Below are 11961 nucleotides of genomic sequence, written 5' to 3'. Positions count from 1 at the left end.
TGGCCTGGCAACCAGGCAAAATGCGTTTACTTGCTGCGCAGAGTAAGGCGCGCCCCCCGGATTGTGAATGCTTGAAAGTACGTTCTACTTGCGCGATAGTACGAAAATGCACACCGATCCGTTTTCTGAAATCCTCAAGTTTGCCGACGCCGAGTCGCTGGTTACCGGTGGTTTTACCGCGGGCGGCGACTGGGCGCTGCACTTCCCGCCGCCGGACAAAATCAAGTTCTTCGCCATCGTCAAAGGCAGCTGTTGGGTAATACTGGAAGGCCACCCGGCCCCCATTCACTTCAACACCGGCGATGTCGGCCTGCTGAACGCAAAGCGCGCGTTTACTGTTGCCAGTTCGCCGGAGATTCAGCCGCTAGATGCCATGCGCGTTTTTAAGGCCGGAAAGCGGAACTACGCCGCCCTGGGGGAAGGGAAAGAGTTTGAGTATATGGGCGGCCATGTGCTGCTGGACCCCAACCGCGGGCAAATGCTTGCCCAGGTGCTGCCCCAGTGGATCCACATTCCGGCAGTCTCACCGCAGGCGGCTTCGTTCCGCTGGCTGCTCGATAGGCTGATAGCCGAAAGAGAAACGGCACAGCCCGGTACGCAGCTCGCCTCCGCGCAGCTTTCACAGCTGCTGTTTATTCAGATCCTGCGCGCCCATTTGCAAACCAGCAGTTCGCTGCCGGCAGGTTTACTGCGTGCGCTGGGAGACACCCGCCTTGCTCCGGCGCTACAGCTCATTCACGCAAACCCCGCGCATGGCTGGCATCTCGAGGATCTGGCAAAATCCTGCGCCATGTCGCGCACGACTTTCGCGCAGTATTTCCGCACCGTGTCAGGGATGACGCCGGTGGCCTATCTGACACAGTGGCGAATGCGTTTGGCTGAAAAAGCGCTGCGCGAGCGGGGAGATCAAATCGCCATGGTTGCCCGGTCGCTGGGCTATACCTCAGAAAGCGCCTTCAGCAATGCCTTCAAGCGCGAAACAGGCCTGTCACCAAAAGCGTGGCGTACTGCCGCCCGCCGCCCGGTCAGTTAAAAACAAAAAACGCCGCACAATGGCGGCGTTGAAGTAGCCACGGTCCTGGCCACTTTGCTTTTGCGATTAAAAACCGTATTTCACGCCAATCATCGCCGAGGTGTCGTGGTAGCCTTTGTCACCCATTTGCTGCGCGACGCCCCCCCACATGTTGAGGTCATGAGAAATCTGCCCCTGCACGCCCAGCTTCAGCTGGCCGATATTGCGGGCGCCCTCTTCATTCAGCAGCTTATCGCCCATTCTTACACCAAAGTTTTTGGTGTTATACAGCCAGTTCGCTTCCACATAAGGCTTGAACTCGCGCCCTTTGCCGTCATCTTCTGTGCGGTGGCCGCGCAGGTACAGACGTACGCCGAGACGGGATTGCAGATTACCCTGCCCGCGGTCCTGAATGCGGGTGCCGTTAGCCTCAGTATGTTCTGAGCTGTGTACGCCCATCCAGGTCAGCTGAGCCTGAGGCTCAAGATAAACCGCCTGACGTTCGCTTTCGCTAAGCAACACGTTATAGCCACTTTCCAGCGAAGCGGTGAAACCCCGGCTCTTGTAGTCCTCGTTCGGCAAATCGTCGCCGCTGACGCGGTTGTTAAACCAGTTGTACATCACCCAGCCGTCGACATAGATCCCTTCGCGGGACACGGCGTTCTGATACCAGGTACCGTATGCGCCGACGCTGTAGCCGTCCATCTCTGATGCAGAGCGATAGCCGGTCAAATTTGAACGTGAATTGCCGCTAACGTTACCATAACCGCCCATCAGGCCAGCACCCCAGCGGTCGGTCTGATTGCTGGAGCCGTGTAAGAACTCATTGCCCATCTGCGCAACATAGCGATTGGCGCTGGATTTAATTTGGCCTTCCCCGGTATGGAAGCGGTTCTGTCCGCCTTCCTGGCGTAGCCAGAAGGTGCTGCGGGTCAGACCGCGTTCGTCCAGCGGAGCACGGTACTCGCTGGCGCCTTCCCGGTCGTCCAGCGTCAGGTTGAACAACGTATTCGCCGCCGTCAGGTTAACCAGATAGCTACCCGCCTCAGGGCGATAAACCGGAACCGGATCAGGTGTCGTCGGTGGTGTGACGGGCCCCACAGGCGGATCGATCGGATTAACCGGCGGTGTTACTGGCGCAACCGGCGGATCGATTGGGTCAACCGGCGGCGTTACCGGGTCAACGGGAGGTTCCGGTGGCAGGTTGCTCATTGAGGTCAGATACCAGTTCTGCCCTTTCTGCACCAGGCTATAGTCCCATGCCCCGGCAACGATACGCCCGGCCTGGGTAAACGCCCCCGACGCGGACTGACCGCCAACGTTTACCACTTCAATGCCCTGCTGAGTTTCAGCCCCCTGGCCGCCAACGTTGTTGACCGCCAGTACGGTCGACCCTGAAGTCCCGCCCTGAATCACCTGCTTGTCGGTTACGGAAGCGTCATCGCCCAGTACGGTGTTCACGTTGAGTGCGCTATCCGCTCCGCCTGCATAATCACCGCTTACGTTCAGGCGGTTGCCGCTGATCCCTGTGCTGCGGAAAAGATTAATGATGCCGCCGTTATTCAAGTCGCCATTCACGGTAAAGCTGGCTGCATCCTCGTTACTTTGCAGCGGACTGCCTACGGTTAAAGTGCTGCCTGTTTCCAGCGTGGCCGCGCCAATGCTGCCGGTCCCGGAAAGCTGCGTCAGGTTCTTCGCCACCACATCACTGACCAGCGAGCCGGTTACATCAAGGCTGCCTTCCGCAAGCGTCGTGGTGCCGGTATATGTGCTGTCGCCGGTCATTGTCAGCGCGCCGCTGCCGAGCTTGGTGAGGTCGCCGCTGCCCGTAACACGTTGGGCAATGGTGGTGTTGTATTGCCGGGTATCGAGCGTGCCCCCGTTGCTTTCCAGCACAATGGAACGGTCCAGATCGAAGCTATTGTTAAGCTGCAACGTACCACCATCAAAGGTCAGCAGGCCTGAAGTTGAGCCCAGTGCGCCGTTACTCGCCACCTGTAGAATTCCGTCATACAGCGTCCACGGTGTTTCGGCATCGGTCGTGTTGCTCAGTACCCACCTGCTGGCACCCGTTTTGTGGTAATGCTCGAAACCTTCATACTGCGCGCTATCGCCGATAGTAGCGGCATCAAACTGGCTATTCGCATCACCGCCGAGGATCAGCGTATCGTCGCCGACACTGGCCTGCACGTTACCCAGAATGTTATAGCCGTCGCGCAATTCCAGTGAGTTTGTCCCACCGGTAAACAGAACGGCCTGAGCGCGATTCTGCCCGTTAAAGTCCATACCACCACTGAGAGTACCGCTATTAACGATAGTCATATCGCTACCGGTAAGACCGATACCGCCCACGCCAACATTCCCAACGCCGTTATTCCCGCCCGCCGTACCCGGCTCACCGCCGTTGCCACCGGAAATATCTCCGGTGTTAATCACGCTGCCGCCACCCGATGAAATACTGATACCCGCGCCGCCGGCACCGCCAGCATCGTTACCGCCACCGCCCCCCCGGTTGCCCGTGCCGCCGTGAAGCGTGCCGTGGTTAATAACCTGCCCGCCAGAGCCGATCAAGACACCGCTTCCCCCTTCGCCGCCGCTACCGCCGTGGCTTGCATCACCGCCGCTACCACCGCCGGTTCCGCCCAGTCCGCCGGTAATACTTGCACCGGCGTCGTTGGTTAGCCTGCCTTGCCCTTCAATCGACAAACCGTTACCGCCCTTCGCGCCGACCCCGCCGTCGGAGGTCGGACTGTTGCCATTGGCACCCGCGCCACCGTTGCCGCCAACAAAAGTGCCATGGTTAGTGACGCTCCCGGAGCCGATGATGGAAACGGCATCGCCGCCGGAACCGCCAACACCGCCGCCGCCCGCGGAGTCATCACCGCCTTTACCGCCGGTAACCACACCGCTAGCCTCGTTGGTCACGTCGCCACCGCCATTGATTTCAATCCCGATGCCGCCTGCGCCGGAGTCGCCGCCGCGCGACGTACTCAGATTACCGCTGCCGCCGCCGCGATTTCCGAGGCCACCGGTCACTTCACCAAGGTTATTGACGCTACCACCGCCGTCAAGCGCGATACCGCTGCCCCCTTTACCGCCGTCGCCACCGTCACCGCCGCTAAGATTATCTCCGCTACTGTTCGAATTACCGCCGCCGCCGGTCCCGGCGTTACCGCCTATGATGTGACCACCGCGTTGGTTTATCACCTCGCCGCTGCCCATAACGGTGATCCCGCTGCCGCCATTGCCGCCTGCGGAGCCATAGCCAACGACGCCGGTTCCCTGGCCGGATTCAACCGCACCACCGTTGCCGCCATCGCCACCGTTGCCCCCAAGAATTTCACCGCTGTTGGTGATTTTACTCGTGTCGCTTAGCCAGACGCCGCTGCCACCATCTGCCGCCTCGCCTCCTGTTCCGCCAATACCGGTAACGTCAGCATTCGCTTTGGTATCCGCATTGGCGGCCAGGCCACCGGTCGCACCGCGCCCACCGCTAATTTTACCGGTGTTGGTGATACTCCCACCTTGTGTTGCCATGACGCCATTCCCACCTGCGCCACCTGCGCCACCGCTGCCGCCGTGTAACACTTCACCCGCCGAAGTGGTATCGTTTGCCGTTGCGCTTCCGGTGTTCCCGCCTGTTCCCCCATCACCGCCGGTGATTGAACCGCTGTTACTATAGCCGCCGGAAGTCGTTATCAGCACGCCAGCCCCCCCTTCGCCGCCGTTCCCCCCGTTACCGCCATTGCCGGCATCCGCGACGTCGGTTGTATTACTGCCGCCGTTACCGCCGCGACCACCGTTGCCGCCAAGAATGCTGCCGCTGTTATCGCTTTGGCCGTCGCTGTCGAGCACGAGTCCGGCCGAGCCACCGCCGCCGCCGCCGCCGGCAGATCCACTGCCGTTAGTGGCTGTGCCGTCAGGCTGCTGGCCGGAACCGCCGGTGGCCGTCCCCGCCGGGAGCGAATTTGTTACGCCATCAATGCTTCCCGCGCCCCCATTCTCCCCCTGGCTACTCCCTTGCCCACGCTCACCGGAACCGCCGTCACCGCCGTTACCGCCAATGCCCGTTGTAGTATCCATGGTGCCACCACCACCGCCCTGCGCACTGTCAGAAACGGTTGAGGGAGCACCAGCCAGACCATCTGCGGCGAGAGCTTGCTGTGGAACAGCGCTAAACAATGCGGCACCGATCGCGGTGGCAATCAGACGTCGTTTACCAGGGGCTTGTAATAAATGGGGCATTTCCGTCCTCTTTAACTCTGCGGAGTTATGTTGATTCGAAATATCAGAAACAGGCGCGCAACAATTTATTTAAATTGCCTAAGGGATTTAAAGGAAGAATAAAAATTACTTTCAAATGAAATTTTCATTCATTTGAAATCAACTTTCAGTGTTAAAATAATGTAATAACAAAGACACCCAGGTGGTGATTAAATTAACCTTTAACAGCCGTTTCTTTATGGATAAAAATTTATTTCGGTGGCTAATTTTAACACCATTAAAATAGAGTTAAGAAAAACTAAATTGTATTATAATTTGATTTAACGCATAGAATGAATAAAGCAACGAAAGTAAATGAAGGTATTTCGCATTAACCCAGCACAACAACTCGAAGGCAACAATTTGTTTTTATTGTATTTATTCCCGTTGTGAAATGATAAAGATTAACCATGGAAAAATCACAACTTACGGATTAATCCTATTACGACAAGCGATACATTTCATTTTTGAAAGTAAATAATGCGTTTTGCCATCAAAAAAAATACCAATAAAAAACCCTGTAAAATGTGCAACAAACAAACTAACCAACAACCTAAAAAATCACTAAAACATTTCACCTGATATCACGCAAATGTGTAGCAATCCCCCACTGAAGCAATTCAATACATTCAGCCTCAACATTCAGGATGCTATAACTACAGTTCTGATGCCCATATTTTCTCAGTTCTTCACTCATTAACGCCCCTTTTAATTGCCAGATCAGTCCCTCCAGAGCATGACCGTGGCTGACAATAATGACGGTGTTATTGCGGTGCCGTTTATGCAAATCATTCAGGCAAGAAAACAGGCGATTATTGACCTCCTCCGTCGTTTCTCCCTGCGGGGTAGCCGCTTGCGCATTTCCAGAAAACAGCGCGCCGGTGAGCTGAGGATATTCCCTTTGAGCGTCCTCAAAACGCAATCCCTGAAGTAGACCAAAATGGCGTTCGAGTAGCCGTTCGTCATAAGTTAACGGGCAGGCAAATTGATCGGCCAGCAGGCCTGCCGTGTCTTTAGCGCGTAAAGCCGGGGAGGTGTAAACCTGAGCGACGGGAAATGCAGCAAGGGCCGTTGCCAGCGCAAGGCTTTGCCGTCTTCCGCGCTCCGTTAGCGGGCTTTCGAGCCGCCCCTGAATAATCCCCTGTTGATTACCTTCGCTCTCCCCATGCCGTACCAAAATCGCCTGCATTCTCTTCCTTTTTATCGAATATTAATTTAGCATTTCCTAAATTTAGAATTATCTAAAGTAGAAAATCATGAGACCTGACCTTTCTCAACTCCAGTCCAGCGCGGATGAAGCGGCAAAGCTGCTAAAAGCCATGAGCAATCCCCGGCGTTTGCTGATTCTTTGCCTGCTGCTCGATTCTCCCGGCACCGGAGCCGGAGAGCTGGCTGCCGCGGCAGGATTGAGCCCTTCAGCCACATCTCAACACCTGGCGCGGATGAAGGATGAGGGACTCATTGAGCACCAGCGTAACGCCCAGCGAGTGCTCTATTTCATCAAAGATAGTGCAGTACGCGACGTGATCGCGACGCTAAAAGCCATTTACTGTCCTTAAGGAGCACTATGACCGTTTCAGCCATCTTGCCAGAAGAAGCGAAAAAGCTCATTGCCGAAGGCGCTGCGCTAATTGATATCCGCGAACCGGATGAGCATGCCCGAGAAAACATTCCCGAAGCGTACCTGCTGCCGCTTTCGACGATTGAAAACGGTGCCAGACTGGGTCCACTCGACACGCATGATGTGGTGATTTTCCATTGCCAGTCCGGTATGCGCTCGTCTCAGCATGCTCAAACGCTGGCTAAGCTTGCCGAACCGGCTCAGGTCATGCTTCTGGAAGGCGGGCTTGAGGCGTGGAAAAAAGGCGGGCAGGAAGTTCTGGCGGATAAAAGCCAGCCCATGCCCATCATGCGGCAGGTGCAGATAGTCGCAGGCGCGTTAATCCTGCTCGGTGTCGTACTGGGATATACCGTCAATCAAGGTTTTTTCCTGCTTTCAGGCTTTGTGGGCGCAGGTTTACTGTTTGCCGGCATCAGCGGGTTTTGCGGCATGGCACGCTTACTCGCCTGGCTGCCATGGAACCGCCGCTAACGTATCCTGCTTTCTTCGCCTTAATTTCTGATCTATGGTTACCTACGGTAAAGCTGCTTTAAATTCCCTTAGCATTCAGAGGTTTTTTATGTTTAAACTAGGTGATGTGGTTCAGCCCAAACAGGGCGGCCCCAAGCTGCAGGTGGTCGAAGTACAGGGAGAGGATCTGATTTGCGTTCCGGCCTCTACCTCAGGCGCGGAAAAGCTCACGCTGAAAGCAGACTCGGTGTCGCAGTACAAAGAAGAAGGCGATTTCGGCGTTTGCTGAGAAACAAAAAAAGGCGTGAAATTATTCACGCCTTTCTTCTCAAATAAAAGTGCCCCTATCCTTGTCGTCGCCATTCATAAACAACCGGGCACGGCGGCAATCCAGGCCAGCAATCAATAGCCCTTCTCATAACCCGCAAAGAAACATCGAACCGCAACGTCCGCGTTGACCTCTTTCAGAAAGTCAGCCACCGACTCTTTATCCAGTTGATAGCGGCGAGTCAGCACCCCAGCTTCCCAGGCTGCACGCTGGCGATCGCCGGTTTGCTCAGCCATATGATGGGTAAAACCCAGCACGAAGCCGCGTTTATAATCAGAACAAAAACGTTCAACGTTGACCGCGCTATCGGCCTGCCGTGCTTTCATTCCGGCCATCAGGCCTTTACCAAAATGATTATCCATCAGTGACTCCCCATCACTCGCTATATAAAGAATTATATAACGTTTTTTACCGTAATGGGTATCTCTAAAACCAGTGGTTTATCAGGGATTTCATTCCGGGTGCCCGAAAATCACCATCTAATTGATAATCAATGAAAAAATAAAAAATGAATCACAAAATCAGGAAATGCCAGCGGCAAAGTGTGTTTCAACGCACTTTATCGACAAAAAACCTATAAATAAAAATTTATAGCTAATTGATGAAATCAATGTAGTGACATACCCTACGCATCATAAATTACATGATTCATAACACTGCCAATTAGCCAAAAAAGTAGCGCAAGCGACTACTTTTCAATCGGAGTCAACATTATGTTTTCCCCTGAGTCACGCTTACGCCATGCTGCTGCAGATATTTTTGCAATGGTAGTGTATTGCTCGGTCGTGAACATGATGATTGAGATCTTCCTCTCAGGCATGACCTTCGAGCAGTCGCTCTCTTCCCGCCTGGTGGCCGTGCCGGTTAACATTCTTATCGCCTGGCCATACGGCTTTTACCGCGATGCCTTTATGCGTGCGGCTCGTCGTATCACCCCGGCAAGCTGGGCGAAAAACCTGGCTGACGTGCTGGCCTATGTCACCTTCCAGTCACCGGTTTATGTCGTGATTTTGTGGAGCGTAGGGGCTGACTGGCATCAAATTGTTGCTGCCGTTACGTCGAACCTTCTGGTGTCAATGATGATGGGTGCCGCTTACGGCTACTTTTTGGATTTCTGCCGCCGCCTGTTTCGCGTCAGCGGCCAGATGGGCATGAAAGCGGGAGCCTGAGCCCCGGCTCGCAAGAGTGACTGGCATAACAGCCAGTCGTTCACTTATTCAGACTCGCCAAATAACCCTGCCAGATACCTTTCCAATGCAATACGTGAACTAAAGCCGTGCGGTATGCCGTAGTGTTCATGCGTCTCACCGGCAAGGTAAAGCGGGAACTGCTGATAATGATCGCAGGTTTTCATCTCTGAAGCCGGCTCTGCCAGCGACTGGCTGCGCTCTCTCAGCGTAGGATGAATAATCAATGCGGTGCGCCCCATGCGCGCTTCGCGATTAACATAAACGTAATTCTCTCCACGACGATAGCCGTAGGTTTTTGCTGTTACCACATCCATGGTAAAACCCGATCTCTCAAGAACTCGGGCCACCTCATCGGGTCGTAAGTACATAGATTTTCCTCGTCATCATTTACTGCTTCGCAACCATACAATAAGCAGCATCGGCAACGCTTTCGGAATTGTCCAGAAAGCCCGCTAAGGGTCGTGAGCCGTCCCATAACTAAAATCCATGGTCTACACTTAGCGTTACATCTTAGAAAGGGAGATAACAATGGCTAGCCGAGCAAACAGAAACAACGTTGACGATCAGGTAGACGATATTAATAACGATGTCAGCCAGCTTGCGGATACGCTGGAAGATGTACTGAAGTCCTTCGGTAGCGACGCAAAAGATGAAGTTGATGCGGCGCGTAAAAAAGCGGAGGCGCTTTTGAAAGAGACCCGTGCACGTATTAACGGCAACCAGGGCCGAGTTAAGCAGGCCGCGCGTGATGCCGTTGGCTGCGCCGATTCCTATGTTCGAGACAAACCCTGGCAAAGCGTGGGTATTGGTGCGGCGGTGGGTATTTTCCTTGGGGCTCTGCTGGTTTCACGCCGCTAACCCTTGGGTGTTTAACAGTCGATAAATGAGACTAAATGCGTGTTATAGCCCCGGCGTTTTTTGCCAGGGTTTTTACTTTATGGCCAGCCGTAATTGCAACGCGTAGCGCTGCGCCATCTCATAAGTGCTGATATTGGTAAAGCTCAGCAGTAGCCCTCCCCGGCCCTTATGCTCAATCCGCCAGCCGCTAAGCGCTTGCACCGCAAGGCCCGCGGCTCTGGCTTTATCCGCTACGGCTTTGTCATCGCCTTCGACTTCCATCACCATCTGGATCCCCCCCTCCTGGGGTATAACCGCAAAGCCTTGCTCACGTAACGCCTTCTCCAGCCATAGTCGGCGCTCGGCGTAGCACTGACGCATTTTTTTTAAATGCCGCCAGAAGTGCCCCTCGCGTAAGAAGTCAGCGATCGCCTGCTGAATAAGAACAGGCGCAGTACAAGGTTGCCTGCGAGCCTGGCGCTGAAAATCATCGATCGCATGGCGGGGGACCACCAGCCAGGCCACGCGCAATGCCGGGAACATCGACTTGCTGAAGGTCCCGGCGTAGATAACCCGCTGTGGGCTATCCAGACTTTTTAACGGAGGCAGCGGTTTTCCGTGATAGCGAAATTCACTGTCGTAATCATCTTCAATGATCCAGCTCTGTTCGCGGCTGGCCCATTCCAGCAGCGCATGCCTGCGAGGCAGGGAAAGCGCAACACCCAGTGGGCTTTGGTGAGCCGGGGTCAGCAAAGCAAAACGTGCCTCAGGGTAGCGGGCAATACCGTAGTCAACCTGCATTCCCGCTTCGTCGACGGGGATTGCCCGCACCTGCATACCGGCACGAGCAAAACCAGGGCGAACGAAGCGATAACCCGGATCCTCAAGCCAGATGCCATCCCCGGGGCGTGCAAGCGTCGCAAGCACCAGGGCTATGCCAGCCTGAAAACCGGAGGTAACAAAGATTTGTTCGGGCTGACAGTCAATACTGCGTGAAAAGCGCAGATAATCCGCAATAGCCTGCTTGAGTGATACCTCACCGCTGGATGCCGGCAGCATAAGGTCAAAGCGAGTTTGCTGGCGTAAACGCCGCCCCATTAGCCGCGCCCAAATTGCCCGTGGAAAAACGTCCAGCGCAGGAAGCCCCATTTGAAAAGGTCTGAGCGCCCCCTGTGGACGAGGTGCTGAAAAGTTTTCACCGTTGGTATCGTGTTTCACCGACGGGCTGACAAAAGTTCCCGCCTGCCCACGCCGCTCCAGCCAGCCCTGTGCCACCAGATCGTCATAGGCATTTTCCACCGTAGCCCTGGCGACCCCCAGCTCCAGGGCCAGAGTTCGGCTGGAAGGCACGCGGCTGCCCGCCGTTAGCTCACCGCTGTTTATCGCCTGTTTTAACTGGCGAGCAATCTGCTGGTAGCGCGGTTGAGTAGGATGCGATGCAACGGTAAGTGGCACGAGCTTCTGTTTCATGGTCTGGTTTTTTAGTTAATTTATGGCTCTCTTTGATAGTCCATCATAGTGGTAAATTGCCCTCACACCAACATGAGGAGCCATACCATGATCGCATTACGTCAGCCTTACTATGAACTCTCACCAAACGTGTTCAAACCTATGACGCAGGCCCTACAGGGACTGGAAAAAGGCCCACTGAGCAACGAGTTGATCGAGCTGGTCTTCCTGCGGGTTTCACAGATCAATGGCTGCGCCTACTGCCTGGAGATGCATTCCAAAGCGCTGCGTAAATCCGGCGTTGAGCAAGTGAAGCTGGATTCCCTGGCCGGTTGGAAAGTCAGCCATCAGTTTACGGAGAAAGAGCGTGCGGCCCTGGCCTGGGCAGAAGCCATTACCCTGATTGCCGACAGCAACGCCGAAGATGATGTGTACCAGCCGCTGCTGCAGTTCTTTAGCGCCGAAGAGATTGTCGATTTGACGCTGGCGGCCAGCATGATGAATGCGTTTAACCGCGTTGCGGTTGGGATGCGGCAATAAGCGGGTTGTGTTTCATTCTATGGAGGACGTCTCTGGTAAGAGTCCTCCCTTGAAGCCGCTCATAGGAAGACTTCTTTTAATCCGTATTTTTTCCGTTCACCCGTAGATCAATTTTCTTTACACGTTCAGAGCACGGTGAACGTGCCAGGGAGAAAGCGCCATCTCCCTGGCAACCCTGGCGCCCGGCAAGCTCATCGCCGCTGAAGCGGTAAACCCACCGGCTATCACCCAAACATTCGGGGTCGTTCGCGATTCGTTCCCGACGATCGCT

General features: G+C 54.9%; 12 protein-coding genes. 7 read left to right on the top strand and 5 right to left on the bottom strand.

Annotated elements, in window-relative coordinates; genetic code table 11:
- Positions 1-67: 67 nt before the first annotated feature.
- Positions 68-1033: an AraC family transcriptional regulator gene (locus VGM55_RS25375; protein WP_331637101.1), complete on the top strand. Its 966-nt coding sequence runs from the start codon at positions 68-70 to the stop codon at positions 1031-1033.
- A gap of 66 nt (positions 1034-1099) precedes the next feature.
- On the opposite strand, the gene VGM55_RS25370 is transcribed toward VGM55_RS25375, so the two are convergent.
- Together VGM55_RS25370 and VGM55_RS25365 are read right to left on the bottom strand one after the other, a co-directional pair.
- Complete coding sequence (locus tag VGM55_RS25370) at positions 1100-5257, bottom strand: autotransporter outer membrane beta-barrel domain-containing protein (protein WP_331637100.1); 4158 nt, start codon at positions 5255-5257, stop codon at positions 1100-1102.
- Between the two features lie 592 nt (positions 5258-5849).
- On the bottom strand, positions 5850-6464 hold the full coding sequence (locus VGM55_RS25365) for a histidine phosphatase family protein (RefSeq protein ID WP_331637099.1): 615 nt from the start codon (positions 6462-6464) through the stop codon (positions 5850-5852).
- Positions 6465-6531: 67 nt separating this feature from the next.
- Between VGM55_RS25365 and VGM55_RS25360 the strand changes: the two genes are divergently transcribed.
- The 3 genes from VGM55_RS25360 (at position 6532) to VGM55_RS25350 (ending at position 7635) form a co-directional block, all read left to right on the top strand.
- On the top strand, positions 6532-6834 hold the full coding sequence (locus tag VGM55_RS25360) for a metalloregulator ArsR/SmtB family transcription factor (protein WP_331637098.1): 303 nt from the start codon (positions 6532-6534) through the stop codon (positions 6832-6834).
- Positions 6835-6842: 8 nt separating this feature from the next.
- A complete protein-coding gene (locus tag VGM55_RS25355) occupies positions 6843-7367 on the top strand; it encodes a rhodanese family protein (protein ID WP_331637097.1) in 525 nt (174 codons plus the stop codon).
- A gap of 88 nt (positions 7368-7455) precedes the next feature.
- Positions 7456-7635 (top strand): hypothetical protein, encoded by a 180-nt coding sequence (locus VGM55_RS25350; protein ID WP_331637096.1) that lies wholly within the window; start codon positions 7456-7458, stop codon positions 7633-7635.
- Between the two features lie 113 nt (positions 7636-7748).
- On the opposite strand, the gene VGM55_RS25345 is transcribed toward VGM55_RS25350, so the two are convergent.
- Entirely contained in the window at positions 7749-8036 is a 288-nt protein-coding gene (locus VGM55_RS25345) for a DUF2623 family protein (RefSeq protein ID WP_331637095.1), read from the bottom strand.
- A gap of 351 nt (positions 8037-8387) precedes the next feature.
- Here VGM55_RS25345 and VGM55_RS25340 point away from each other — a divergent pair, with 351 nt between their 5' ends.
- Complete coding sequence (locus tag VGM55_RS25340) at positions 8388-8843, top strand: L-alanine exporter AlaE (protein WP_331637094.1); 456 nt, start codon at positions 8388-8390, stop codon at positions 8841-8843.
- A gap of 44 nt (positions 8844-8887) precedes the next feature.
- Here VGM55_RS25340 and VGM55_RS25335 read toward each other — a convergent pair whose 3' ends face one another.
- A complete protein-coding gene (locus VGM55_RS25335) occupies positions 8888-9232 on the bottom strand; it encodes a DUF2002 family protein (protein ID WP_331637093.1) in 345 nt (114 codons plus the stop codon).
- A 160-nt stretch (positions 9233-9392) separates the two neighbouring features.
- On the opposite strand from VGM55_RS25335, the gene VGM55_RS25330 reads away from it, so the two are divergent.
- Entirely contained in the window at positions 9393-9722 is a 330-nt protein-coding gene (locus tag VGM55_RS25330) for a DUF883 family protein (protein WP_331637092.1), read from the top strand.
- 72 nt (positions 9723-9794) lie between these two features.
- Here VGM55_RS25330 and VGM55_RS25325 read toward each other — a convergent pair whose 3' ends face one another.
- A complete protein-coding gene (locus VGM55_RS25325; RefSeq protein ID WP_331637091.1) occupies positions 9795-11171 on the bottom strand; it encodes a PLP-dependent aminotransferase family protein in 1377 nt (458 codons plus the stop codon).
- A gap of 87 nt (positions 11172-11258) precedes the next feature.
- Between VGM55_RS25325 and VGM55_RS25320 the strand changes: the two genes are divergently transcribed.
- The gene (locus VGM55_RS25320; RefSeq protein ID WP_331637090.1) at positions 11259-11690 is read left to right on the top strand and encodes a carboxymuconolactone decarboxylase family protein; all 432 of its coding nucleotides are present in this window, start codon (positions 11259-11261) and stop codon (positions 11688-11690) included.
- The last annotated feature ends 271 nt before the right edge of the window (positions 11691-11961 follow it).

The sequence above is a fragment of the Cedecea sp. genome (genome assembly GCF_036500665.1).
GTDB lineage: Bacteria > Pseudomonadota > Gammaproteobacteria > Enterobacterales > Enterobacteriaceae > Cedecea.
This window is presented reverse-complemented; position numbering and strand designations above follow the sequence as displayed.